This is a genomic window from Nitrospirota bacterium, from assembly GCA_035873375.1.
Lineage (GTDB): Bacteria > Nitrospirota > Thermodesulfovibrionia > Thermodesulfovibrionales > JdFR-85 > BMS3Bbin07.
The window spans coordinates 1-25,729 of record JAYWMQ010000027.1; the positions used below are offsets into that span (position 1 = coordinate 1).

General features: G+C 45.6%; 29 protein-coding genes and 1 tRNA gene. 12 read left to right on the forward strand and 18 right to left on the reverse strand.

Features of this window, described 5'->3' with window-relative positions:
- Positions 1-587 precede the first annotated feature (587 nt).
- The 4 genes from VST71_05815 (at position 588) to VST71_05830 (ending at position 2,713) form a co-directional block, all read left to right on the forward strand.
- Positions 588-755, forward strand: coding sequence for a hypothetical protein (locus VST71_05815; protein ID MEC4685228.1), 168 nt, complete (start codon positions 588-590; stop codon positions 753-755).
- A gap of 142 nt (positions 756-897) precedes the next feature.
- Positions 898-1,446: a type II secretion system protein gene (locus tag VST71_05820; GenBank protein ID MEC4685229.1), complete on the forward strand. Its 549-nt coding sequence runs from the start codon at positions 898-900 to the stop codon at positions 1,444-1,446.
- A gap of 81 nt (positions 1,447-1,527) precedes the next feature.
- Positions 1,528-2,070 (forward strand): prepilin-type N-terminal cleavage/methylation domain-containing protein, encoded by a 543-nt coding sequence (locus VST71_05825; protein ID MEC4685230.1) that lies wholly within the window; start codon positions 1,528-1,530, stop codon positions 2,068-2,070.
- A 118-nt stretch (positions 2,071-2,188) separates the two neighbouring features.
- Positions 2,189-2,713, forward strand: a complete 525-nt coding sequence (locus tag VST71_05830; protein ID MEC4685231.1) for a prepilin-type N-terminal cleavage/methylation domain-containing protein — start codon at positions 2,189-2,191, stop codon at positions 2,711-2,713.
- A gap of 90 nt (positions 2,714-2,803) precedes the next feature.
- Here the strand turns inward: VST71_05830 and VST71_05835 are convergent, their stop codons facing one another.
- On the reverse strand, positions 2,804-4,708 hold the full coding sequence (locus VST71_05835; protein ID MEC4685232.1) for a tetratricopeptide repeat protein: 1,905 nt from the start codon (positions 4,706-4,708) through the stop codon (positions 2,804-2,806).
- A gap of 519 nt (positions 4,709-5,227) precedes the next feature.
- On the opposite strand from VST71_05835, the gene VST71_05840 reads away from it, so the two are divergent.
- From VST71_05840 to VST71_05850, 3 genes are read left to right on the forward strand one after another with little or no spacing between them, the layout of a single operon-like run.
- The gene (locus VST71_05840) at positions 5,228-6,205 is read left to right on the forward strand and encodes a glycosyltransferase (GenBank protein MEC4685233.1); all 978 of its coding nucleotides are present in this window, start codon (positions 5,228-5,230) and stop codon (positions 6,203-6,205) included.
- A gap of 41 nt (positions 6,206-6,246) precedes the next feature.
- Positions 6,247-6,912: a class I SAM-dependent methyltransferase gene (locus tag VST71_05845; protein MEC4685234.1), complete on the forward strand. Its 666-nt coding sequence runs from the start codon at positions 6,247-6,249 to the stop codon at positions 6,910-6,912.
- A 7-nt stretch (positions 6,913-6,919) separates the two neighbouring features.
- The gene (locus tag VST71_05850) at positions 6,920-7,279 is read left to right on the forward strand and encodes a Uma2 family endonuclease (GenBank protein MEC4685235.1); all 360 of its coding nucleotides are present in this window, start codon (positions 6,920-6,922) and stop codon (positions 7,277-7,279) included.
- Positions 7,280-7,339: 60 nt separating this feature from the next.
- Here the strand turns inward: VST71_05850 and VST71_05855 are convergent, their stop codons facing one another.
- The 3 genes from VST71_05855 to VST71_05865 form a co-directional block, all read right to left on the reverse strand.
- Positions 7,340-8,803, reverse strand: a complete 1,464-nt coding sequence (locus VST71_05855) for a DegQ family serine endoprotease (GenBank protein ID MEC4685236.1) — start codon at positions 8,801-8,803, stop codon at positions 7,340-7,342.
- Between the two features lie 77 nt (positions 8,804-8,880).
- Entirely contained in the window at positions 8,881-9,936 is a 1,056-nt protein-coding gene (locus VST71_05860) for a deoxyguanosinetriphosphate triphosphohydrolase (GenBank protein MEC4685237.1), read from the reverse strand.
- A 21-nt stretch (positions 9,937-9,957) separates the two neighbouring features.
- Positions 9,958-10,042 (reverse strand) — tRNA-Leu (locus tag VST71_05865).
- Between the two features lie 139 nt (positions 10,043-10,181).
- Here VST71_05865 and ald point away from each other — a divergent pair.
- The 3 genes from ald (at position 10,182) to VST71_05880 (ending at position 13,317) form a co-directional block, all read left to right on the forward strand.
- Positions 10,182-11,294 (forward strand): alanine dehydrogenase, encoded by a 1,113-nt coding sequence (ald, locus tag VST71_05870; GenBank protein ID MEC4685238.1) that lies wholly within the window; start codon positions 10,182-10,184, stop codon positions 11,292-11,294.
- A gap of 207 nt (positions 11,295-11,501) precedes the next feature.
- Positions 11,502-11,705 (forward strand): helix-turn-helix domain-containing protein, encoded by a 204-nt coding sequence (locus VST71_05875; GenBank protein ID MEC4685239.1) that lies wholly within the window; start codon positions 11,502-11,504, stop codon positions 11,703-11,705.
- 46 nt (positions 11,706-11,751) lie between these two features.
- Positions 11,752-13,317 (forward strand): PilT/PilU family type 4a pilus ATPase, encoded by a 1,566-nt coding sequence (locus VST71_05880; GenBank protein ID MEC4685240.1) that lies wholly within the window; start codon positions 11,752-11,754, stop codon positions 13,315-13,317.
- 202 nt (positions 13,318-13,519) lie between these two features.
- Here the strand turns inward: VST71_05880 and fliW are convergent, their stop codons facing one another.
- From fliW to VST71_05950, 14 genes are all read right to left on the reverse strand, one after another.
- Positions 13,520-13,945 (reverse strand): flagellar assembly protein FliW, encoded by a 426-nt coding sequence (gene fliW, locus VST71_05885; GenBank protein MEC4685241.1) that lies wholly within the window; start codon positions 13,943-13,945, stop codon positions 13,520-13,522.
- Positions 13,942-14,172, reverse strand: a complete 231-nt coding sequence (gene csrA, locus VST71_05890) for a carbon storage regulator CsrA (protein ID MEC4685242.1) — start codon at positions 14,170-14,172, stop codon at positions 13,942-13,944. The genes fliW and csrA overlap by 4 nt, the downstream gene beginning before the upstream one ends.
- Before the next feature lie 58 nt (positions 14,173-14,230).
- The gene (gene flgL / locus VST71_05895) at positions 14,231-15,304 is read right to left on the reverse strand and encodes a flagellar hook-associated protein FlgL (GenBank protein MEC4685243.1); all 1,074 of its coding nucleotides are present in this window, start codon (positions 15,302-15,304) and stop codon (positions 14,231-14,233) included.
- Entirely contained in the window at positions 15,301-16,929 is a 1,629-nt protein-coding gene (gene flgK / locus VST71_05900) for a flagellar hook-associated protein FlgK (protein ID MEC4685244.1), read from the reverse strand. Before flgK ends, flgL begins: the two co-directional genes overlap by 4 nt.
- A 40-nt stretch (positions 16,930-16,969) precedes the next feature.
- Positions 16,970-17,410, reverse strand: coding sequence for a flagellar protein FlgN (locus tag VST71_05905; protein MEC4685245.1), 441 nt, complete (start codon positions 17,408-17,410; stop codon positions 16,970-16,972).
- Positions 17,407-17,700 (reverse strand): flagellar biosynthesis anti-sigma factor FlgM, encoded by a 294-nt coding sequence (gene flgM, locus VST71_05910; GenBank protein ID MEC4685246.1) that lies wholly within the window; start codon positions 17,698-17,700, stop codon positions 17,407-17,409. Before flgM ends, VST71_05905 begins: the two co-directional genes overlap by 4 nt.
- A gap of 72 nt (positions 17,701-17,772) precedes the next feature.
- Complete coding sequence (locus VST71_05915) at positions 17,773-18,078, reverse strand: rod-binding protein (protein ID MEC4685247.1); 306 nt, start codon at positions 18,076-18,078, stop codon at positions 17,773-17,775.
- Positions 18,078-19,169, reverse strand: a complete 1,092-nt coding sequence (locus VST71_05920; protein MEC4685248.1) for a flagellar basal body P-ring protein FlgI — start codon at positions 19,167-19,169, stop codon at positions 18,078-18,080. The genes VST71_05915 and VST71_05920 overlap by 1 nt, the downstream gene beginning before the upstream one ends.
- A 101-nt stretch (positions 19,170-19,270) precedes the next feature.
- Positions 19,271-19,990 carry a flagellar basal body L-ring protein FlgH gene (locus VST71_05925; protein ID MEC4685249.1) on the reverse strand — a complete coding sequence of 240 codons (720 nt, stop codon included), beginning with the start codon at positions 19,988-19,990 and terminating at the stop codon, positions 19,271-19,273.
- Positions 19,977-20,606, reverse strand: coding sequence for a flagellar basal body P-ring formation chaperone FlgA (gene flgA, locus VST71_05930; GenBank protein ID MEC4685250.1), 630 nt, complete (start codon positions 20,604-20,606; stop codon positions 19,977-19,979). Before flgA ends, VST71_05925 begins: the two co-directional genes overlap by 14 nt.
- Positions 20,607-20,617: 11 nt before the next feature.
- Positions 20,618-21,406 carry a flagellar basal-body rod protein FlgG gene (gene flgG, locus VST71_05935; GenBank protein MEC4685251.1) on the reverse strand — a complete coding sequence of 263 codons (789 nt, stop codon included), beginning with the start codon at positions 21,404-21,406 and terminating at the stop codon, positions 20,618-20,620.
- A gap of 2 nt (positions 21,407-21,408) precedes the next feature.
- Positions 21,409-22,158, reverse strand: a complete 750-nt coding sequence (locus VST71_05940; GenBank protein ID MEC4685252.1) for a flagellar hook-basal body complex protein — start codon at positions 22,156-22,158, stop codon at positions 21,409-21,411.
- Between the two features lie 264 nt (positions 22,159-22,422).
- Positions 22,423-22,779, reverse strand: a complete 357-nt coding sequence (locus VST71_05945; protein ID MEC4685253.1) for a hypothetical protein — start codon at positions 22,777-22,779, stop codon at positions 22,423-22,425.
- A gap of 34 nt (positions 22,780-22,813) precedes the next feature.
- Positions 22,814-22,963 (reverse strand): hypothetical protein, encoded by a 150-nt coding sequence (locus tag VST71_05950; protein ID MEC4685254.1) that lies wholly within the window; start codon positions 22,961-22,963, stop codon positions 22,814-22,816.
- 523 nt (positions 22,964-23,486) lie between these two features.
- Here VST71_05950 and pheA point away from each other — a divergent pair.
- Both pheA and hisC read left to right on the forward strand, forming a co-directional pair.
- Positions 23,487-24,578, forward strand: coding sequence for a prephenate dehydratase (pheA, locus tag VST71_05955; GenBank protein ID MEC4685255.1), 1,092 nt, complete (start codon positions 23,487-23,489; stop codon positions 24,576-24,578).
- Complete coding sequence (gene hisC / locus VST71_05960; protein ID MEC4685256.1) at positions 24,575-25,666, forward strand: histidinol-phosphate transaminase; 1,092 nt, start codon at positions 24,575-24,577, stop codon at positions 25,664-25,666. Before pheA ends, hisC begins: the two co-directional genes overlap by 4 nt.
- Positions 25,667-25,729 lie beyond the last annotated feature (63 nt).

Genomic DNA, 25,729 nt, shown 5'->3' on the forward strand with positions numbered 1-25,729 from the left:
AATCTGAAGATGTCACCCGCCACGGCGGTGTCAAACCAAGGGCCTTTTGTATAAGTTCAGTATCTGTCATAATGCGTATGAACTTACCATTTTGTATGGCTACTAAGCAAGGGCTACCCACTCAAATCAGCGAGGAACCATCTTTTTTATCCAATAGAGAGAAGATACCGAAATAGCAGGAGTTCCCCCCCAAAAAAGACATCAAAAAGGATAAGCCCACGAAAAACAGACAAAAAACGAAAATATAAAGTGGTAGCAGATGATTTTTAAAAAAATGGGGGGGGTATGTATTGAAGGGGGGGAACAATATAAAACAACTTCTCTGCATGGGAAATTCACCTGCTGTTCTATCTTCAATCTTCTACTGCACTGCTTAAAGGTTGCCGGAAATTGCAAGCTGTTGACAAAATTTGTCAACGAGTTCTTTGTTTATAACTATAAGCAGTATTTATAGTGGCTCATGCAAGCCGTTGTTTTTTCTAAAGAAAATCTTGAAACCACTCTTACATAAACCCTTTTTAATACTGGCAACAAACTTGCATTTTTATAAACTATCGAAATAAAATTAAGAAAGTGACAAGGAGGTGATGAAAATGTTGAACAGGGGTGATATTCCCGAAAAATCATCAGAGCTTCAGGACGACCTGGTCTTAAGGCTGGAGCCCCTAGATGTATCTTATGACAGGGAAAAAGAAGGCAATAGCTCCATGTGGGCTGGTGGCACATCACAGGAGTGGTTTTTTATAGATGAATGACCATATTGCCTCCATTCTATGGTACAATGGAACAATTGTAACAGGCCTTGCCTGAAAAATAATTCATCAAAAGCAGGCTTCCCGGTCAGGAGAAAATCCGGCTTAGGGAGAGAAAGTCTGCAAGTAAAAAAGGAGGTAAGTAATGTACAGGATGATTTCAGAAATGAAGAGGCGGGATGAGAGAGGTTTTACCCTCATCGAATTGCTCATCGTTGTGGCAATTATCGGTATCCTGGCTGCAATAGCAGTCCCGGCATACCTTGGGCAGAGGGAAAAGGCGAAGTGTAGGGCTGTTGAGGCAGGGGCAAAAGGAGCAGTTTCCGAAATACAGGGATATCTCGATGCCTTGGTTTCCGGGGATCCCTTCATTATCTTAGCTGCAAATGGAAGTCAGATCTGTGTGGAGTCGAATACCGCTGCAGCCGGCAAAACCTGTCAGGCACTGTATGACGAAACAGCCGTTTCTACCTACACTGATATCGATAGCGTTCTTGATTTAGTAGAGATCCACCATCAAGCCAAAAATGAGCTTAGTCCTTTCAATAGTGCCAATGATTTATTTGTTGTAGCAAATGCTGGCGTAGAGGGTACAGTTATTTTAGAAGCTGTTGATACTCGCACAACTCGTATTCGTGGTTTCTGCTCAGATGCCACTAACGCAGTTTTTGATACTGAAGTGACGACCCGATAACACCGGCTCCTCATATTACGCACATACCGACAGGCGGGACAATGATTTGTCCCGCCTGTCTTTAAAGAGATTCAAGAATGAGTGAAGAAAGTGATCAACACCTTAAGAGGAAAGAAAGGTTTTACACTCATTGAACTGCTTATTGTTGTGGCCATTATCGGAATACTGGCAGCCATAGCAGTCCCGGCTTATCTGGGACAAAGGGAAAAGGCAAAAACCAGGACTATCGAGGCAGGTGCAAAGGGTGTGGTTACAGAGATACAGGGAGTGCTGGAAGCCTTTATTTATGAAGAGCCTTATCTTTTATTAAATGCAGGTGGAAAAGAGATATGCATAGAATCTTCAACGGCTGTTGGAAACAAGACGTGTCAGACCTTCTACAATATGCCTGCAGACGAGACTTATATCTCTATTGATGATATCGTTACCAATGTATTAAGCCATTACAACGGTAGGAGAGAGAGAAGTCCCTACAATTATTCTCAGTCCCTGTTTGTAAATGCAACGGATAAAGCAGTTGGGACAATAGTTATCGAGGCAGCAAGCGGTCGCTCAATTCGCATTCATGCCTATGCGGAAAACATCAGCAACCCGATATTCGATACAACTGTTACGGCCAGATAGTGCAGTGCGGGTAATCATTAAGGAAATTACGGAATAGACGGAATAGACGGAATAGACGGAATTCAACGTTATTGCGTTTGATTAATATACTATTTTAATATATACAGAGGAGGGAAGTATGAAAGCTCTTTCAGTGTACAGAAGCAAGGAGAGGAGAAAACTACGGATTTTAAATAGAAACAGTGGCTTTACACTTGTTGAATTATTGCTCGTTCTGGTAATTATTGGTATCCTTTCAGCCATAGCAATACCAATGTTCCTGGGGCAAAGGACAAAGGCAATACATGCTGAGGCCAAAAGCAATCTTGAATCAATCCGGCTGCTTGAAGAGCAGTTCTTTGCTGAAAATGGAGGATACGCACCAGCGGGTGGAGGGACAATTACTTATGACGCCACCCCTCCAGGCAGCACCTGTGCAGCAACTGGTGGAATAGAGGATGTGCTCCCGGGTTTTCAGCCAGGGGGATGCACGTGTTGTACCGCACCTTATGATTTATATTTTACATATTCAATAACCAGCACTGATGCGGATGGGAACGGCCTTGCAGAAAGCTTTACAGCTACGGCAACCGGTTACACCGGAACCCCTGTTGAAAATGCAACATTTTCAATTGATCAGAATAATAACAGAATGGGCTTCTGATAAAGCCTGATTACGGAAGAGCATCGGTTTGTCCGCAGGTTAACTTGCCCGGTTATCAGAACCCGGGGGGTTAGTATATTTTGGGTGAAATCATTCCAGAAGCGGATCCTTGCTCAGTTTTTCACCCTCAATGATAAATCTTGATAACTGTTCTTTTATTTTAACTTGCCATTCAACATCGTCCTGTGGCACCTTTAGAAGTGCAAATTTGAATAACATCAGGGCTTCTGTTGTTTTTCCGACCCGAAGTGCTGATAACCCCAGGTTGTAAAGGTCTGTAAATGGTGTGGCAATGGAAAAAATTCTTGTGGCCTTGCTAAGAACGTTATAAGCCTTCTTGTATTGTTTCAGGTTTGTATAACAAACCCACAATTTTCTGTATATACCTGTCCGCTCTCCTTCATTTGATCTATCCAATGCCTTTTCATAGAACGAGACTGCTTTATCAAACCTCTTCAGCCCCATCATTGAATCGCCTTTCAATCTGTAACCTTTGGGGAGTTCCGGGATGTTTTTGATGATTAAATCCGCATAAGGTATTGCCTTCAGGTAGTCCCCTTCCATATTGTACATCATCGCTATAACCTGATTTATTATATTGGAGTCAGGATATATTTCGGTGAGTTTGAATAATTCTTCCATGATGGAGTCTTTATCCTCTTTATTTAACCGGCTAATATCCTGGCCAATAATTGTGTACGGATCTATTTTCCTGAGCTCGAATTTCCTCGCTATTTCAGGGTAGGTTTTTTTATCCACATACAGGACTTCTGTATCATCAAAAAAGACCATCGTGTAATCAGGGAACTTCTTGATTATTTCTCTGAATATAGTGTTTCTATTGGGCACTACAATAAAGGGAGGGTTATATTTTGAGATAACCTTTCTTAGAACTTCCACATTTGCAAAAGCATTAGTTGCAATATAGAAATCTTCATCGGTAAAAAGTAACGGAACCTCCATATCCATGAATATTTTATATTTTGGGTATAACATCCACTGAAGATAGCCTCCATTGTTGGGGTAATTCAGCACAGAACCTCCGACATCAAGACGTTTAAGGAACGTAGCTACTCCAGCGGGAAGGCCTCTTGCAGAAACAGGATATTTGGCCTGATTCGGGAATATATTTTTTAGAAACATAACAGGCATGATTATCAGTACAGCAACTAAAAAGATACTAACCGGGCTGAATGTTTTTTTGTGGTAGCCTGTTGCCGGAACAGGAGCATTAGCCGCCAGAACAGGAATGGCAAGCAGTGCTGACTCGTCAATAAAACGGATACCTTTAGTCAACAGAATAATTCCACCTGCAAATAATAGCAAGTGGCTTATCCTTATTTGTTTCGTTAAAATGGATTTCAAGGCTGCCAGAGTTGATCCTAACAACAACAGGCTGAAAATTGTTACGTAATTGGGAGATATTACTGTTCCACGTAAAGTGAGCAGGGTGTCCAGGCTTAAGGGCCTGAGTTCATTAATATATTGAGATGCATATGTTGTTGATATAAATGGCATTTCAATCAACTTTATGCCGTGTGGAGTAAGAAAGATGGCCCCCATTGAAATAACTATCGGAATAATATAGACAAGCTCGTCCCTTGTAAAGTGTCTTTTGTTCTTTATGCGTTTAATATACGACTCAATGATATAAGCAAGACATATCATGATCATTACCGGATACTCTATTCCATGCAGGTTAACCCATAAAACTGCAAGCAATGGCAGGTATATTGCTTTTTTGGGTTTAAACTCAAGGATATAGAGGAACGCAATTATAAAGAGATACGAAAATATATGCGGTCTTACAAGCAGGTAGCGTGGTATCAGGACTAAAAAGTAAAAAAGAACAACCGTCATAATAAATAAGGTTGATTTGTTTTTTGAATCCTTTAAAAAGTAGAACGATATCAGGGATACCGTGGCAAGGTAAACAAGGGTCTTCAGGATAATGAGCCCATAGTAACCAAGGAAAGAATAAACCTTATATACCACCACCTGAAACAGCCAGAAATAGTCTGTCCATTCTCTGCTATTGATAAAGGAAAAATAACTATTGTTTGGTAACGACATATTTTCAAAAATGTATCTCCCGCTGTTAAGGTGATACCATAGATCTGTATCACCGGCAATGATCGGCCAATGGAGAAGATAGTATGAGCTTATTGAAAGAAGAAAGAGGACATAGAAGAGGTTGTACTTATAAGGACTTTTCAGAAAGTCAGGGGTCTTTTGAAGAGTTTTCTCTTTGCAACTCTTCCAGAACTGATTTAGTTGGGTCATAAAGTATCCTATGCCAGCATTTTCATAAACGTTTCTATTAGCCTCATCCCTTTGAATAACAATATAGCAGAAAAACAGAGCCGAAAACAACACAAGGAAAAGTATCAACTTCAATCGGATTGCATCTGTACTAATAGATATAGAAGCCTCATTGGACGGATTGCTTTATTTTTGATATGATGTTATCATTATTTTAACAAAACAAGAGGGGTAAAATGTCAGAAAAAATGCATGGAAGAAGGGTTTGTTTTGCCTGATTATGATGATTGCAAAATAGCGATTCTCATTCCGTGTTATAACGAAGAGAAGACCATTGCCAGGGTTATATGTGACTTCAAGTCAGAGATTCCCAATGCGGATATATATGTTTTTGACAACAACTCTACAGATAATACCGTAAAAGAAGCAACCCGGGCAGGCGCAATAGTGCGATATGAGAAAAGGCAGGGGAAGGGGAATGTTGTTCGTTCCATGTTTCGGAGTGTTGATGCTGATTTATATGTGCTGGTGGATGGTGATGGAACATACCCGGCAGACAGGGTTCATGAACTGATCAAGCCTATCCTTACTGAAGATGCAGATATGGTAATTGGTTCACGTCTTCATAGCATGTCGAATAGCCGCTTCAAGCCACTTAACCGGATGGGAAATCGTCTTTTTCTTTTTTTACTAAACGCTATATTTGACGTGCATGTCACAGATCTTTTATCAGGATACCGTGCATTCAGCAGACGTGTTGTCAAGAGTCTACCCCTTTTGAGCAGAGGGTTTGAGATAGAAACTGAATTGACTGTAAAATGTCTTGAGCGTGACTACAAAATTGTGGAGGTTCCGGTAGCACTTTCTCCGAGAGCAGAGGGAAGCTCTTCCAAGATAAAGATTTTCAGTGACGGTCTTCTAATATTTAATACAATCTTTGCCTTATTTAGAGATTACAAGCCACTAACAGCCTTTGGGATGTTGGGGGGCTTTCTTGTTTTCTGTGGATTGATTCCCGGCGTTGTAGTAATTAGTGAGTTTATTGCTACAAGTTATATAAGTCGCGTTCCTTCAGCCATACTTGCTGTTGGGTTAGTTTTGTCCGGATTACTTGTAGCATTTATTGGCTTGGTTCTCCATACTATCGCAAGACATTTTCAGGAGCTGGACCTTCAGATGCAGAACCTGAATGAAATTGTAGACAAGAGTTTACATAAAATGAAAGAATGATCAGAAATAAACCTGATGTTATAATCCAGGATCTGGAGATTATGGCAGATGCCGTTAATTACCGGCAATGGATATATAGTCGTATCAGCAGATACATTGGACAAAGAATTGTTGAACTTGGTGCAGGTATTGGAAACTTTACCGAGAGCTTTCTTGATAGGGAACTTGTTGTTGCTGTTGACAATTACAACCCCTGTATCGAATATTTGGAAAAACGGTTCTCAGGTCACGGAAACGTCGTTCCGGTGAAGATGGATATCTCCAGTCACGAAATCTTATCGCTGTCTCGTTACAAACCTGATACTATTATTTGCATAAATGTACTGGAACATGTAAAAGATGATTCGGTAGCCGTTTCTCATATGTTTCAAGTACTATCAAGGGGGGGGCACATAGTATTATTTGTGCCTGCATTTCAGTTTTTATATGGAAATATTGACCGGAGTGTAGGACACCATAGACGTTACAGCAAAAATGAGTTAAAGGAAAGACTAATCGTGGCAGGCTTTAAACTAAAAGATATATTTTATATGAACTCTATTGGAACCATAGGCTGGTTTTTAAATAATAAAATCCTCAAGCGTAAAGAAGAATCTGCATCACAGGTCATATTCTATGACAGGTTTGTTGTTCCATGGTTAAAACATATGGAATATTATATTAGCCCACCCCTTGGCTTGTCACTGATTGCTATAGGTGAGAAGTAAAATAAATGTGGAATTGATAAAATCCTCCCCGCATGATGTAGTTCAGCCCGATGTCCTTGTTGTCTGTGATGAGAAGAAGATAACCGAGAAGAACATTCAGGGTGTGCCTGACCTTGTGGTGGAGGTGCTTTCACCGAACACTGCGATTAAGGACAAGCGGCTGCTGTATGAAAAGGTTGGGATAAGGGAATACATAATTATAGACCCGACGGAACAGTATGTGGAGAGGTATCTCCCTGATGAAGAGGGTTTTTATGGAATTCCGGATATATTCGGTCCGAAAGAGGTTGTGAAGCTGAAGGCCTTTGAAGAAATAGAGATACCGCTGTGGGAGGTCTTTGAGACGGAACCTCCGGAACGAGAGTAGTTGGGGAAAGGTAGTTCCCCCTGACCGCAAGCTGCATCAGGGGGAACCGATTATTGCCTGTTATGGCCTGATGGTCACGTAGATGTAGCCTCCGGACCTGTAAACAAGTAGAAGCACGTTATCGTCAGGGCCTATCCTGGAGACCACTTTCCTGTAATCATTTATCTCCTTTATTACCTGCCGGTTTATCTCCTGAATGACATCGTTTCTCTTAAGAATCCCGGAGGCAGGGCTGTCCTCTTCAACCTTGGACACGAGAACCCCTCTTACCTTGTCGGGTATATTGAGGCTTGCCCTGAGGTCTGCTGTGAGTTCCTGAACATAAACTCCGCGCAGAACATTGTTGTAGCCTTCTTTTACGGCTGCCGTCTCTGTCTCTGGATATTCACCGAGAGTTACCGTCAGTATCCTTTCCTTGCCATCCCTTATAATCTTTGCCTGTACGGTTTTCCCAGGGGGTGTGTTGGCAACCATATTTCTCAGGGATGTCTCGTCCTCTACCATCTTGCCGTCAAACTCCACAATAAGGTCTCCCCGTTTAAAGCCGGCTTTTTCAGCAGGACTATCCTTTACCACGTCTGTTACAAGGGCACCCTTGTCCTCTTTTATATCAAATGACTTGGCAAGTTCGGGCGTAAGACCCTGAATTGTTACCCCAAGCCATCCACGGATAACTTTGCCGTATTTGACTATGCTCTTCATTACCGCCTTTGCCATATCCGAGGGGATGGCAAACCCGATACCCATATATCCGCCGCTTGTTGAAAATATAGCGGTATTCACACCTATAAGCTCTCCCTTTGTACTGACAAGCGCTCCACCCGAGTTGCCGGGATTAATGGCGGCATCGGTCTGGATAAAATCCTCGTAGTCGGCAATGCCCACATTGGACCTGCCTACTGCGCTTACTATTCCCATGGTTATGGTCTGGTTCAGACCAAATGGGTTTCCAATGGCAATAACCACTTCTCCCACCCTCAGGCTGTCAGACTCTCCTATCTTGATGGCAGGCAGTTTTTCAGCGTCAATCTTTATCACCGCAAGGTCTGTCTTGGGGTCAGTGCCGATAACCTTGCCCTTGAATTCCCTCTTGTCAGAGAGTACCACCTTTATCTCATCTGCATCCTTTATCACATGATTGTTGGTGAGTATGTACCCGTCCTCGGATACTATTACCCCTGAGCCAAGGGCTGAGGATTTGAATTTCCGTTCAGGGCCAAAAGACCTGAAGTCGTTACCGAAGAACCGCCTGAAAAAGGGGTCGTTAAATAAATCGTTGAAGGGGTTGTTCTTCAATGTAACGGTCCTTGTGGTGGATATATTAACGACTGAAGGTTTTACCACCTCGGCAACCTCGGAGAGTGACGTGCTCAACCTGCCAAGGAACTCGGTAGCTTCTTTCGATACCCTGGTTTGATCTGCAAACGTGAGTTTTTGAACATCAAGATTTGATGATATAGTAAGACCTACAACTATACCAATCAAAACCAGAAGCAGTGCAATGACCTTGTTTCTCTTTTTCATGTGTTCACCTCCACATCGGTTTTTTTTGGTTGGCAATAACTCCTATCCAGTGATAAAAAACCTCAATCAAGGGACTTTCAGGTGTACCTCGGTTGTTGCCATTCCTGAGGCAGAAAGAGTCTCTCATACGTCATCAGGGCAAACCTGTCTGTCATGCCTGCTATAAAATCACAGACCATCCTGTGCCTGTCCATCTTTTTTTCAGCACGAACATTTCCGAACCCCTCTTCAATATCCTCAATATGGTCAAGAAAGTACTCATAAAGGTCACGGAGTATCTTCCTTGCCTTTTTAAACTCCATCTTTATCTGCCGGCTCTCATAGACACTGTCAAAAAGGAAATCCCTGAGAATGTATATTGCAGCGGAAACCTCCTCTCCCATATAAATATGATCATACTCGGTGGCTATTGTTGAATATATCACATCCTTGACCATTGTATCTATACGTTTTGAATATTTGTTTCCTATGGTCTTTATAACTTCCGCGGGTATGTCCGTCCTTTTTATCACTCCCGCCCTGATGGCGTCGTCAAGGTCATGATTTAGATAGGCAATTATATCAGATACCCTTACGACCTGTCCTTCAAGGGTCTCGGAAAGACCTGCACCGTTCTCAGGCATTATTTGTCCCTTTCCTTTTGAGTGGGTTACTATGCCGTTTCTTACCTCATGGGTGAGGTTGAGTCCCCTGCCGTTGTTTTCAAGAAAGTCCACCACCCGGAGGCTCTGTTTGTGATGGTCAAAACCCCCTGGATATATCTCTCTCAGGACTGCCTCTCCTGCATGGCCGAAAGGCGTGTGCCCGAGGTCATGACCCAGGGCTATGGCCTCCGTGAGATCCTCGTTCAATCTGAGCGCCCTGGAGATAGTACGTGCGATCTGGGAAACCTCAAGTACATGCGTCAGCCTTGTCCTGTAATGGTCCCCTTTTGGCGCAAGAAAGACCTGTGTCTTATGTTTTAGCCGCCGGAATGACTTTGAATGGATTATTCTGTCCCTGTCACGTTGAAAACAGGTGCGGACTTCCCCTTCCTTTTCAGGCCTTACCCGCCCCTTACTACCTGTGCTGAGGGCGGCCTTGGGATGAAGGGTCTTTTTCTCAATTGCTTCTGTCTGTCCGCGAATGGTCATTGTAGGGTTGTTTGTCTGAAATGGTGCCGAAGGGGGGATTCGAACCCCCACAGGTTGCCCCATACGCCCCTCAAGCGCACGTGTCTACCGGTTCCACCACTTCGGCTAACTTATATTATTTATCAGAGCGGGTCTTCTTGTCAACCATACGGGTGTATTAATCAGCAATTAAGGAATAGCCGGCATTTCTGATACTTGTTGAAATATGGGGTAAGAGATGATAGTATTTGTTAAAGGGGGTTAGCATGATAATAGGCGTTCCAAAAGAGATAAAAAAAGAGGAGTACAGGGTGGCTGTCACACCTTTTGGTGTCAGGGAGCTTAAGAGGGATGGTCATACCGTTCTTGTTGAGCCTGGTGCGGGAGAGGGCAGTGGTTTCTCCGATGACGAATATCTCGGGGCAGATGCCGACATTATCGACAGGGAGAGTTTGTTCAGGAAGGCAGACCTCATTGTCAAGGTGAAGGAGCCCCTTCCCCCGGAGTATGATTTAATCAGGGAGGGACAGGCAATATTCACGTTCCTCCACCTTGCCCCGAACCGTGAACTTACTGATGTGCTCCTTGCCAGGAGGGTGGTTGCATTTGGATATGAAACACTGCAGAAGGATGGCGAGCTGCCCCTGCTTTCGCCCATGAGTGAGATTGCGGGCAGGATGGCCCCGATAATGGGTACATTCTATCTGCAGAAGATTAAGGGGGGAGAGGGTATCCTCCCTACCGGGACAACCGGGGTAAAGCCTGCAAGGGCATTGATACTCGGTGCAGGAGTTGTTGGTACAAATGCTGCCCGTGTGTCAGTCGGTCTCGGAATGGATACGGTTGTAATAAACAAGGGAGTAGAAAGATTGAGGAAGATTGACGAGATCTTCCTGGGAAGGGTAAAGACCTTGCCCCTTACCGGGTGCGACATAGCGGGAGAGTTGAAGGAGGCTGATATAGTGATTGGTGCTGTACTCGTTCCTGGTGGAAGGGCGCCGGTACTGATAAGCAGGGGGATGCTCGGGATTATGAAAAAAGGTGCTGTTATAATCGATGTGTCTGTAGACCAGGGGGGATGTGTGGAGACATCAAGACCAACCACACACGATAACCCTGTTTATGTTGTTGATGGCGTGATACATTATGCGGTTGCCAATATGCCCGGTGCATACCCAAGGACATCAACCCTTGCATTGACAAATGTAACCCTACCTTATATCAAGACCATGGCTAACAGGGGAATTGAGAGCGCCATCAGGGAAGACCCTTCAATAAAGAGTGCCCTTAATACTTATTCCGGAGAGGTTGTTCATAAGGTGTTAGCCGATTCTTTGGGGATTCCTCATAAAAGTATTGATGAAATAATGAGAGGATGATCCGGTTATTCCTGCCGTGTGACTGCTACAACAGCATCTACAAGATTGTCACCTCCTTACATTTTTGTGTTCCGGGTTGTTCTGAATTATACTTAAAAATCAAAGGATTAGCTCCTGGCACGTTTCTGGCTTTGTTTAGGATGTAGCTGGGGTTGGGGGCTATGCAGGGGTAGGTGTTTAACGGTAGTTCAGCAGATTGGAGTATAGATGGTTTCATTGAAAGACAAGGTAGAAGAGATGGAGAGGGAGGAGATAATCAGGGCCCTGAAGGAGACCGGTTGGATCAAGGCCAAGGCAGCGAGGGTCCTGGGGATTACAGAGAGGATGATAGGGTATAAGATCAAGAAGTACGGAATCAAAATAAGCATGACAGGAGAAGAGAGCGAGTTTCTTGACAAACAGGACTTATAATATTGATTAAGTTGACAATTATCGTGAAATGTGATAAAACTTTAGTATGAAGACAGGCAGAGGTGAACAAAGGCAGCGTCTTGGAGAATTACTTGTTGAGCATGGTCTGATTAATACAAACCAGTTGAAAGAGGCGCTGAAGAGGCAGGCTCAGGTGGGCGGGCAGATAGGGTCCATCCTGATAGAGCTGGGGTTTATTACAACTGACGATCTTCTGGACTTCCTGAGCAGGCAGCTTGGTGTCCCTTCTGCAAATCTGTTTAAGCTGGACGTGCCTCCGAAGATATTAAGGTTCCTTCCGCTGGAGAAGATCAGAAGTCTGAAGGTTGTTCCCCTTGCGGTTGATGATAATACAGTAACCCTTGCAATGGTGAATCCCCGTGACATGGTGACACTCAGTGAAATCGAGTTTTCCCTCGGCAAGAAGGTGCAGCCGGTAGTAGTGCCTGCCGTGCAGATGGAGACAGCGATAAAAAGCCTGATGTCGGATCCTGATAAAGGGCTTAAGGGTATGGCCCTTGAAAAGGAGGCTCAAAAGGCGGAGACACAAAAGGCGCCTGAACTGCTCTCTTTGCTGCGCTATCTGGTAGAGTCACCTGCAACCGATATGTTGCTTACCGCCGGAGTCCCTCCTTCCTTAAAGATTCACAATGATATAAAGAGGGCATCCATGTCCTCGCTTACTCCCCTTGATTGTGAAAGGTATGCGAGGGGGATGATGACCGGGGAGGCCTGGGAAAGATTTATCCGGAAAGGTGACCGGGATTTTGCCGTTACCTATCCTGAAATCGGACGATTCAGGGTAAGTGTTTACAAACAACGGAACTCCATCTCTGTTGCCATCAGGCACATAGCGGAAATCATACCCACCCTGGAGGAACTCAATCTGCCGGAGTGGTTGAAAGAGTATGCCCTGAAGCCTCAGGGGTTGATATTGGTGGCAGGTCCTACCGGACATGGTAAAACCACCACCCTTGCAGCAATGATTGATATTATCAACACCTACAGGAGATGCAACATTGTCACACTTGAAGACCCGATCGAATATCTCCACAAACATAAGAACAGCAATGTCAACCAGAGGGAGATCGGGCTCGATACCGAATCTTTTTATGAGGGGTTGAAACGTATCTTCAGGCAGTATCCCGACGTGATAGTTGTTGGGGAGTTGAGAGACAAGGAGAGTTTTGAAATAGCCCTGCAGGCAGCTGATACCGGACATCTTGTTTTATGCACGGTTCATTCAAATAATTCCACCACGGCAATTGAGAGGATCATTAATATGTTTCCGTCACACCAGCAAAACCTGACCAGGACAAAGATTGCCGATACCCTCCTGCTTGTATTCTCGCAGAGGCTGGTTTCCCTTAGAGAGGGTGATGGCAGGATACTTGCCTACGAAAAACTGATAAACAGTTACAGGATAAAGAACCTTATAAGAGAGGAGAAGACCCACCAGATAAGGTCTCAGATGCAGGTGGGGACAGAGGAGTTTTCCTCCATTGACAGCGCTCTGGCAAATCTTTACAAGGAAGGATTGATCACTTTTGAGAAGGGCCTGCTTTATGCTGAAAACGAACAATTCTTCAGGGAGATTGCCGGGGTGGTCTGATTTTATACAGATGCCCTGGTTCTGACAAGGTAGTAAAATCTCTTTTTGAAATCCGGGGGCTTCATTTTTGCCACTTCTGCAAGTCCTCTTATTAACCCGTCAACTATATAGAGAGACATATTCGTCAAAATCAACCACTTAAGAACTTGTTGTGTAAACTCTTGTTTTGTCACCCTGAACTTGTTTCAGGGTCTCATACCTTTCAGGTCTTTTCTTGCAGTTCCATATTATAAGCATAAACTCCGGGACTTTCAACAACTAATTGAAAACCCCTTCTGGTGGCCGAGTTGAGAATAAGCGGTCCCTGGAAATTTGCCATAACATTGTTGTTCTCAACCCTGACAATTACGAGGATTGCGAGGTCATCAACGTCTTCAAGCCCGATGAGCTTTTTTGCCGCATCAGGGACCTCAAACTGATAGGAGGGATTTATCAGGAATGGATTGATTACTATGAAGGCCACATCAGGGTCATCAATTGCCTGCAACCATTTGACTTCCGTCTCCTTATGGTCCATGAGGATATATCTTTTGAGGCCGGGGAACCCGAAGAGCCCATCGGGAAAGTGAATGACCTGTTCTTCCGGTACCTCGATGCTGCCGAATCTGGTTGTTGAGAAACTGATCACGATTTTCTGAAGACCTCCTTGAGTTTGCCAAAGGTATCCAGCCCTGCCATTGCAGAGAGCCTGTTTTCCCTGGAGATTTTTTGGTATAGCTCTTCCCTGTAAATCCTGAAGTGCCTTGGTGCCTCTATCCCGAGTCTTACCTGATTTCCCTTTACCTCCACCACCCTGATGATTATATCATCACCAATGCGGATTGATTCGTCTGACTTCCTTGTCAATACCAGCATCCTGCCTCCTCTTGCTTTCAACGGTTTAATTCAATTTAAATCATGGTATTCCTATTGGTCATTGCAGAAAATCCAGCAGGGACTGGCTCAGCAACCTTGCCCCTGTATTCCTTAATGCCTGAAGTGCTACTTCGTTTTTTGATACCTCGGATATTACCTCTGCAAGGTCCGCATCCTCTGTTGCGGAAAGGAGGGTACGTAAACCAAGAACGGAATTATCCAGTCTGCCATGCTCCGTCTCCGTGAAATTTATTCTTGCCCCTAACTCCGCCCTTGCATCAGTAACCTGTCCGATGGAATCGTCAATCGGGGTCAGTATTGCATTGATCCTGTCGGTATTATTGCTCTCAAGGGCACTTTGCAACTGCCCTGTCATCTGAATCATGTTGTCGAAATAAAAGGTGTCCTCTACTGAAGTGTATGGCGGGCCACCCTGAAGCTCTGTCTCCACTGCAGACTTATCGTCCGTAGAGGAAATGGCTATTATCACCCTGTTTTTCGGATAGGTTCCATCAATAACCTGTCCGGGAATGTAATGAATATATCTTGTCCCCTCCTCAAGTGTAACTACTTTGTGTGATGATTGAACGTAGGCAAAAGCCTCATTTCCCGTCAGGTTTTCCTTTATCCTTGCATTGGCCCCAACCTTTATCTCCAGATTGTTTTCATCGCCCCGGTAATCATAAGTGTTGGGGTCAAAAGCCATCCTGTCTGTCAGGAGTCCGCTGAAGATATATTTGCCCTGAAATGAGGAGTTTCCAAGACTGAGCAGGTGCATCTTCAGTTCCCTGACCTCCTTTGCCGTTGCCTCTCTATCCTCACTGCTCATGCTTCCGTTCAGTGCCGAAAGAGAGAGCTCCTTTAACCTTGAAAGGGCATTGGTGGCATCTCCAAGGATTCCGCCTGTGATCTCAAGATTAGCTGTTGCTCCCTCTATGCTCTTTATATTCTGTTGAGTCTCCTTAATGCTGACCTTATAGTCAAGTGCCCTCGATGCCCCGACAATATCCTGAGACGGCCTGTTTATCTTCTTTCCGGTGGCAAGGGTTTCCTGGGCATCATAGAGCCTTCTGAGGTTCTCCTGCAGGGCCCTTGTCAGCTGGTCGTATACTGTAAAGCTTGAGATTCTCATAAGTTGAGTATCACCTCCAGCAGTTCGTCGGTGACCTTTATGAGTTTTGCCCCTGCCTCGAATGCCTTCTGGTATCTGATGAGGTTTGCAGCCTCTTCATCAAGGTTAACCCCCGATACTGATTCCCTTCTCATATTCAGCTCATTAAGCAGGCTCTGTTCAAAGTCCGTACTGTCCTGTGCAGTGCTGCTCATGGAGCCTGTAAGGGTTACTATTGTACGGTAGTAATCGTTAAAAGTGTTCCCTATGTCTGAAACATCCCCCTGATACAGATCAATCATGGCAAGTGCGTTTCTGTTGTCCCCCGGCAGGGTGTAATCATAGGTTGATGCCGCCACGTCTTCAGCAGAAGATATATTGAGGGCGAAGTTTTCAATGGATAGCTCAAGAGGAGTTACAAGGAATTTATCTCCTCCCTGGGGGCCGCCGGCATCATCTGATACTACTATCTCCATACCGTCAAATGCTATTGTACTGCCGGAGGTATAGGTAGTCGGGGGAACAACGGTCGTATCCGTTGCAAGGTCAACTACACTGTATGTGGATGAATCGCTGAACCGTATTTCATATTCGTGGAGTGTCAGCTGGCTTAGGTCGGAGATGGTTTTAGAGGTTACAGCCGTCCCGTCCGAGTAATCCCTTGTAAATAACTGAAGCGGGGCAAAGAAGTCGTTGTCCGTTGACCCTCCAAGATCATATCCCTGCCGGTGCTGCAGATTTGTCTCCTTTACGATGGAGGCAACAAGGCTCCTGAAATTCTTCAGCGGGCCTTCCTGAATATCCTCCCTTGATGCAAGAAGGCCTGACAGGGCACCTCTTGAGATGTAATCATTTACCCGGTCATTGCCTGCCATTATGTCTATGGTATTGTCAGGGTTTACTACAGAAGCAAGTGCAAAAGAGCTTTCCCGTTCAACGAGGTTTTTGTTGCCCATCACTATGGTAACCCGTCCGGAGTCGTCTTCAAAAGAGCTGAACCCGATCAGCTCGCTCAATTGTCCCATCAGGTTATCCCGTTTGTCTCTCAGGTCGCTTGCCTCATAGGAGGAACCGGCTTCCACCTCTGTTATCATCCCGTTCATGGATGCAATCTTGCTGGTTATAGTGTTTATCCTGTCAATCGAATCTTCTATCTCGCTGTCTGTATGTTTTACAGTCTCCCTGAGTGAGCGTTCCATATCCTTTGCCATGGATATCAACCCCCTGGCCCTCTGCAAAAGGACAGAGCGTTGTGGCAGAGCCTCAGGGTTATCAGCTACTTCCTGCCAGGTATTTATGTATTCATTGAAGGAGCCGGAAAATTTTGGGGACTGTTGTTCATTAAATACCTCTTCGACCTGCCTGAACACATTTCCGAGGCTGTTCGACCTGGCAAAGTTTTGCTGCTGAAGTAGTATCTGGTTTTGCAGGAGGTTGTCGTAATGGCGTCTTATGTGTCCGACGGTGACACCCCGTCCAATAAAACCCGCCCTGGTCCTTCCCGGTGTCTGTATATCAAGGATCGCCTCCTTGCGTGAAAAACCGGGGGTATTGATATTGGCAATATTATTTGCCGTTACATCAAGGGCAGCCCGGCTTGCAAAGATGGCGGATTTCCCGATATCAAAGAGTCCGAATATTGCCATCAGGCTGGTATCTCCATAGAGGGCTTTTTATTTGCAACCATCAGGCCTCCCTTGAGATGGTGCCTGAAGGCGAGGCTTTAATGTCAAAGGTCTGGAAAAAGGCGGATGAGACCCTGAGATGAAGGGATGCCCGTTCTATGAGCAGTCTGTTGATCTCATTCAGTTCTCCTATGCCCTGCATGAGACTGAGGAGCTGAGAGCGGAGATCGAGGAATTTTTTGTTTCCGGTAATACTGTGAAGGTCGGAAATACTTCTCCCCCCCTCCCTGTCTCCGAAGAATTCATCAGCAAGTCTCTTCCTCTCTTCTTCAAGGAGTCTTAACTGGAGCACTATATTGTCTTTTTCTTTGGCAAGGGTTTCAACCGCTAAAGGGTCAAAGGAGACGATCGCCTCTTTTTCACCCTTCAGCAGGTCATAGAGCCTTGAGTAACTCCTTACCTGTTCTTCGAGTATCTTCAGTATCCGGGCTGAATTCTTCATATCTCCTCTAACATCCTGCTGAGAACCTTTGCAGGGTCTATCCTGTATGTGCCAGCCTCGATGGCCTGCCTGATAGCCTCAACCCTGTCAGCCCTTACCTCGGGGAGTTTTTGAATTTCTGCCTTCATCTCGTTAATTTCCTTTGCCTTGCCCGAAACCTCGACACGGTCAGCTACTGTCTTACTGCCCTGTAACTGCTCGCTTTTTCCGGTGGCATCCTTGCCTTGTGCCTTCTGAGCCCTGAGATAAACATCCTGTCCCTCAGGAGGCTTTCCACCGTAAATCTTCATTTAACCCCTCCTTAAACAAAATTTGCTATGACTTTATACTATAAAATATTATCGGCCGGAGGCAAAAAAACTTTAATCTTCATTCCCCCGGAGTGATTTCATGAGCATTTCAGAAATTCCCGTGCCCCTTTCAGCAAGGGTCTTTGCGAGTTCCATATCAAAGAGCGTCTGAAATACATCACCGGACAGTCCTCCCTGAAAGAGCCCCTTACCGTTCATGCCACGCATGCCCTTCAGGAGTTCATAGATAAAGAGGGATTCAAATTTCCGGGCCACCCGTTCTGTTTCCGCTTCAGACGTTTTGTTTCCGGCATCTGTTCTGTTATCCTGGTCTCGAGGCACTGTGCTGTAAATTGAAAGAATAGACGGATCAATCATCAGATAATCTCCAGTTCCGCCCTGAGAGCCCCTGAGGCCTTGAGGGCCTGAAGGATGGCTATCAGGTCGCGTGATGTAACACCCATGGCATTCAGCGCCCTCACCACCTCACCAAGCGAGGTGCCTGAGACCTGTATAAGGTGGGCCTTTTCCTCTTTTACCTTTACCTCTCTTGAAGGAACCACCACTGTCTCTCCCGCTGAGAATGAAGGTGGCTGGGAGACCTGATATTCAGTTGTGATCTCTATGGTGAGACCTCCGTGGGCAATTGCTACAGGTGAGATGCGGACGTTTTCGCCTATTACTACAGTGCCTGTCCTTTCGTTGATTATTACCCTTGCAGGAAGATCAACAGCGACATTGATATTTTCAACAAGCCTTAGAAGTTCAACGATTCTTCCCTTGTATGGCTCAGGGACCTGCAGTGCCACGGTGGATGGGTCCAGGGCCGATGCGTATCCGTTCTTTAAAGCCCTGTTTATCTCCCTCATCATGTTTGAGGCCACAGTGAAGTCGGGATTGTGAAGTATTATTTTCACCTCGGTGAGTGAATTCAGTGACATGGGGATTTCCCTTTCAATAATAACGCCGTTTGGTATTCTTCCCACCGTGGGATGGTTTTTCTGGACACCGGTGCCCCCGCTGCCTGCAGAAAAGCCCCCTATTGAGACAGGGCCCTGTGCGAGGCCATAGACCTTTCCGTCAGGTCCTTTCAGGGGGGTCATAAGGAGAGTTCCGCCCTGTATATCCTTGGCATCGGCCATGGCAGAGACAAGCGCATCCACTCTGTTTCCGGCCCTTGGGAAGGGGGGCAGGGTTGCCGTGACCATTACGGTTGCCGTATTTTTTGCCTTTATGTCTCTTGGGTTGACAGTGAGACCCATCCGTGCCAGCATATTTGCCATGCTCTGCATGGTGGCCCTGCCCTTGTCCCCGGTTCCGTTCAGGCCTACAACCAGTCCGTACCCGACAAGCTGGTTCTCCCTTACACCCTCAATGGATGCAATGTCCTTTATCCTCTCGGCATTGACTGCCTGGTTCGGCAATACCAGAATAAGAACCATGACAGCACTGAATGCAATCCTTTTCATATTCCTTGTCACCCCTTTTGATTGACGATTGAATATTGACGATTGAATATTGGAAAAACATCATTTTTCATTCGTCAATAGTCATTCGTCAATAATCAATCCTAAAACGGCCATATCCTGTCAACTATGTTTCCAAGCCAGCCCGAGACCTGCTTGTTGTCGATTATTCCGTCACCTACGAGGAATATCCGGGCATCGGCAACCTTTGTGCTGTAAATGGTGTTGTTTGTGGATATGTCGTCAGGTCTTATCAGGCCTTTCAGCACAAGGACCTGTTTTTCATAGTTCAGTGTTACCTCTTTCCTTGATTCTATAACGAGGTTCCCATTGGGCAGGACGTCAATGACCCTTGCCGTGATGGTGCCCTTGAGAGAGCCCTCTCTTGTTGTCTCCCCTGTACCCTGAAAATCATTCTTGAATGAACTGCCTGCTGTTGGCGAAAAAGTATTGCCCTTCCCGTAGAGATTGTTCAGGTTCATGTTGAGAGGAGCACCGAAGAAAGCATCTATGCCCGCATTCAGGGTTGAATCCTTTGCTGTCTTTGTCTCTGCCTTTTTGCTCCCTGATACGTTTTCAATGATCAGTACGGTTACAAGGTCGTTTAGCCGCCTGGCCCTTCTGTCCTCAAACAGGCTTGCCCTTTCCCGGTAGATGGAGCCTGGGGTGGTATATCGGTGCTCTGATGAAGCCGGTACTGTTATATAATTGGGGGATGGTGGCGGAAGCGTATTTGTGGATGCACACCCCGCAGAGAATAACATTATTAAGGTTCCCAGGGTTGACAGCAGGACATTGTTCCTGTTTGGACTATGGTTGCACATTTACTGTTCCCCTGTTTTCTACAATTCCGGTTATTGTCTTTCTTGATCTCAGATTCATCACGGATATCTCCATTTTGGAGAAGCCGTCCTCTTTGGCCACGCCTGGTGCGGTCACCCGCAGTGAATTGGATTTGTAAAAGAGGGTAACACGCTGTCCCTTTTTGATCAGGGGTTTTTCACCTGTTATTGCCTCTGTCAAGGTGCTGTCTGCAGGCAATGACCTTTTCAGTACCTTTCCCCTTGCCATCCTTATATCTCTTATTGCACCCCTGGGGATTTTTCTGACATCCATCATCGTGGCATAGACATCAGTGCTGCTGATAAGGGTTCCTCTGTATAATGCCCTTCTGGTCTTTACAACCTGTTCCCTTGCCGTTATGTATGCCTTTATTCGCACTTCCCTGTTATCAGCGAACCGGAATATGAAAGAAGCCCTGCCAAGGGGCCCCCTTTCAGTTATAATCTCAACCGGCCTGCTCCGGGGCAGGGCCTCGTCCGGGACAACCCTCTGTACCTGAATCTCCGGCCAGGGATAATTGTTCACGAGGTAGTCCTGAATAACGGCTTCAGGAGCCCATCCGGAGACGATTGTTAAGGCTATCAACAGGGATATCATCAGTTTTGTCCTTACCTTCTAAGATTATTTGCTATCTGCATCATGTCATCCGCAGCCTGTACTACCTTTGAGTTAATCTCGTAGGCCCTCTGGCTTACAATCATCTGTACCATCTCGTCTACAATATTTACATTGCTGAGCTCAATAAATCCCTGCTGAATCGTTCCCAGACCTTCAGTGCCGGCGACGCCGGTGGTCGGCACGCCAGATGAAGCTGTCTCTTCAAAGAGATTCTTTCCAATTGACTTCAGGCCGCCCGGGTTGGAGAATTTTGCAATCTCAAGCTGTCCTACCTCGGTGGGAGCAGAGCTGCCGGGTTGTGTTGCATTTATACTTCCGTCCGAGTTTATGGTTATCTGGGTTGTATCTGACGGGATGGTTATCTCGGGTTCCATGGGGTATCCTTCAGATGTTACAATTCTGCCCTCGCTATCCAGCTTGAATGCGCCGGCCCTTGTATAGGCAATCTCGCCATCCGGTTTTACGATCTGAAAGAAGCCGTCTCCCTCTACTACCATATCAAGGGGGTTTCCTGTGGGAGTAAAGTCTCCCTGCTCAAATAGCTTCTGAACAGCTACAGGTCTGACGCCGAGCCCGATCTGTATGCCTGAGGGCAACTGTGTGCCATCGGCGGAAGCCGCCCCCGGGGTCTTTATCTCCTCATACATCAGTTCCTGAAAATCAGCCCTGCTCCGTTTGTATCCGGGAGTATTTACATTTGCAAGGTTGTTGGCTATAACATCAATGTTCAGTTTCTGGGCTTCCATGCCTGTTGCAGCAATAAAGAGTGACCTTATCATGACTAAATCCTCCCTATCTCGTTTAGTGCCTTTGATGTGGCTGAATCAAAGGCCTGTATCATTTTCTGGTAAGTCTCAAACTCCCTTGTTGTTTTTATCATTCCGACCATCTCCTTTATAATATTTACATTAGAGCCCTCGATTACACCCGGCGAGACCCGTGAAGATGACTCAACCGGCTTCAAGTCCGCTGGGGCAAGGTATGTGGCTTCTCCTGCCTGAATGAGATTGTATGGCTGGGGAAAGTCAACAATTTTGAGCCTTCCCACTGTTGTATCATTTACCAGGATATCCCCTCCGGGTCCTATTTCCACCCTCCCCTGGGGGAGCTGAATCGGGGTATCATCCACACCCATCACCTTCAGTCCGTCAATGTTCAAGAGGTATCCCTCTTCATCAAGCCTGAAATCCCCCCTCCTTGTGTACCTTTCACCTTCAAGTACAAAGAAACCATCACCCTCAATGGCAACGTCAAGAGGGTTGCCGGTTTTTATGAAGTCTCCGGCTGAAAAATCAGTGACGACTTTTCCCTTTTCTACCATGACGCGTTCAGGATTGGAGATATTTTCAGTAGAAGGCAGGAGAAAGGAGCTGAAGGATGTCCGTTCCTTTTTGTAGCCCGGAGTTGATGCATTGGCGATATTGCGCGCAGTGAGTGAGAGTTCTGCATCCTTGAGTATGGCGCCTGATGCCGCTATGTATATGCCTTTGTACATGACGGGTTTTGTTAAAGCAAGAGCTGTGCCAATCATTTATCGTTGGTGCAAAACTACTGTTTTAAGGAGTTCAGGCAGTCAGAGCGTGTCATAAATCATGAAAAAAATCTGCGATATTATTCTGAATCCACTTCAGAAATGCTGTGTTTTCAATACGTTGCGTTAAATGCAGAACCTAAAAACAGCTCATGGTGACAATCGAGATACGATTCGGGTATCAGAGTGGGCTGCAAAGCCGGGGGGGCCGGCAGGTGAATAATGGCGGCAAAATTTTGTCCTGAGGAGGAAAAAAGTTCCTCCTCAGGCATTCATGTTAATTATAAACTCAACCTCTCCACCGGGTATATCAAGGAGGCTTGCTATCTCTTCAATCTTCAGTCCCTTGCGGGATAGTAATACTACCTCTTTGTAACGGTAATCCAGTGTGCTTACAGGTTCCTGCGATATGTTTTCTGCCTGTATTAAGAGGTTCTCGAGGATTTCAATCTTTTCATCCAGCCTCTGTTCAACTTCATTCAAAGCCCGGACCCTTGTGTCTACACGGCTCATAAGAAGAGATGAAAGCTCTTCAATCTCGGAGAGCTCGAGTTGCAGTAGTCTGTCTGCCTCCTTGATCTTTCCCGTCTTTTTCCGTTGCTTGAGAATCCCTTTAATCATTTTTTTACCTCCTGAATCTGCCGGTACCCGGCGTCTAAGCCATTATATCCACGATGCCTTTCCTTTTCTTGTTTTTACCTTTGTCTTTTTTCTTCTTGCGCTTCTTCTCTTTTTGGGAAGTGATCTCAGGACGTTCCCTGATTACAGGTGTTTCGTTTACTTTATTTATCCTGTCTACCGGCATTAGTCTGGGTTGTATTAAAGGATAATTCTTCCTTGTCTTTCAATTCCACAGGAACTGTCAATTTCGTGACGGTTGTGGCGTCTGGCTGCCGTTTCTGCAGTCATTGAACGCCTCATTTGACTGTCTCTGGTTCATTAAAGCCTTGCTCTATGCCATGCAAGAGTCCTGCCACAATGTGTTCCTCTGCAAGCCTTCAGGTTTCAATATCTTTGCTGCCATATGTGACAAGGGGCAATCTGTACGCTTTTTTAGTATTAAATCCTGGTTCAAGAGAGTTTGCCTTTTTAAGTAATGCCTTGTCTTTTTATATCTTATCGGACAGCGGGAGGGTAACTTTAATCCGCAGTGGAACAAGGGAGCTGCAAAAATAAATCCTGAAGCTCCCCGCAACTTGCAGGCTTTGGTTTTCAACGGAGAACTGCTGAGAAATCGTGACAATTGCTTGAAAAAATGCTGGAAAATCTGTTAGAGTCAAACTCTATATCCATAAATTATGTAAATCATTTCATGGTAGGGAGTCAGGATGGAAAAGTTAGAAAAGTTAAGGGTATCTATTGACAGCATAGATGAGGAGATACTGGATCTCCTGAACAAGAGGGCAAGGGTGGTCCTTGAGGTGGCCAACGTGAAGAGGGACACCAGGCAGGGTTTCTACTCTCCGGAGAGGGAGAGGCAGATACTTGAGCGTCTTCAGGGTATGAATCCCGGTCCGTTTCCGAATGATGCACTCAGGGTAATCTTCAGGGAGATCCTTTCAGCCTCCCTGTCCCTTGAGGAACCCCTTAAGGTGGCCTGTCTCGGCCCCCTTGCTACTTTCACGCATCTTGCCGCACTGAGGCACTTTGGATCATCGGCACAGTTCATTCCCGTTGACAGCATAAAGGATGTTTTTGAGAGTGTTCAGGAGGGCAAGGCTGCGTATGGTGTTGTCCCTATTGAAAACTCCAATGAGGGTGTCATAAGTTATACACTTGACATGTTCATGGATTTTGACCTCAAGATAGCTGCTGAGATAATGCTGGAGATAAACCATAATCTTCTCTCAATATCAGGAGACATAAAGAAGATTAAGAAAATATACTCTCATCCCCAGGCCATAGCACAGTGCAGACGGTGGATAGAGCGGAACCTGCCGCACGCTACCATTATTGATGCAACAAGCACTGCAAAGGCAGCTGAGCTGGCCTCAAGGGATGAAGAAGGCTCGGCTATTGCGAGTGAACTGGCTGCAAAGGTGTATGACCTGAGGTTTGTTGAAAGACATATTGAGGACAACAGGAACAACTATACCAGGTTTCTTGTTGTATCGGAAGAATTCCCACCGCCCACAGGAAAAGACAAGACCTCGGTAATGCTATCAATCAAGGATAAGCCGGGGGCGCTCTTCGAGGTACTTACCCCGTTTAAAAAGGCCGGGATAAATCTGACAAAGATAGAGTCCCGCCCATCAAAGAGAAAGGCCTGGGAGTATATATTCTTTATTGATATGGATGGTCATGTCCAGGACAAGAAGGTAAAAAAGGCCCTTAAAGAGGTAGAGAAGGATTGCATCTTTCTGAAGGTCCTCGGTTCTTATCCGCGCACTGACAGGAATGACATTAATATTCAGGCATGATCAGACCCCCTGAGTATATACAGTCTATCAAGCCCTATGTGCCTGGAAAACCGGTAGAGGAACTTCAAAGGGAGCTCGGAATAGAGGATGCAGTTAAACTTGCATCCAACGAGAACCCTTTGGGTCCGTCTCCAAAGGCTGTAAAGGCCATATCTGAAGTGATTAGCGGAATTAACCGCTATCCTGACGGCAGTGGTTTTTATCTTAAAAATGCGTTGTCTGAGAAGTTAGCTGTAGACCAGGAAGGGCTTATCCCCGGTAATGGGTCAAATGAACTGATAGATATTGCAGTCAGGACCTTTATGACTGCCGGAGATAAGGCAGTAATGGGAGTGCCGTCGTTTGTGGTTTACCCTATGGCTGTTCAGTCGGTTGGTGCAAAGGCCGTACAGGTGCCGCTGAAGGAGTGGAGGCATGACCTTGAGGCCATGGCAGGGGAGATTACGGAGAAGACAAGGATTATCTTTGTTGCAAATCCGAATAACCCGACAGGTACAATAAACCATGCCGATGAGTTTGATAAGTTTATGCAGAGGGTGCCCGACGGTGTCCTGGTGATTGTTGATGAGGCTTACAGGGAGTATGTGCGTGACAGCAGGTACCCTGATGCCATGGAGTACCTGAGGGCAGGACGTGACATCATTATACTGAGGACTTTTTCAAAGGTTTACGGCCTTGCAGGACTCAGAATAGGATACGGTATTTCCCGGAAGGAGATTGTAAGAGAGATGAACAAGGTGCGGGAGCCTTTTAATACCAGTAGCATTGCTCAGGCTGCCGCCATTGCCTCTGTAGGAGATGACGGACACGTAGAGAGGTCAATTGCCCTGAATGAGGAGGGTAAGGCATATTTATATAAGGAGTTCCGGAGACTGGGACTGGATTTTGTTGCTACAGAGGCAAATTTTATATATGTGACATTTGACCGTTCTGTTGCGGTAGAGCTGTATAATCACCTGTTGAAGAGGGGGGTAATCATCCGGCCCATAGGTGCTGCTGCAGTACGGATCACCATAGGCCTTCCTGAAGAAAACAGGTTGCTTGTTGAGGCCCTTGGGGCGGTTATCGGTAATAGCTTGATATCTTGAGTGTTGAGCTGCAAATTGTAAATATAGTTTCTGTTTTTAGGATCGATTTTGATATCAGAAAAC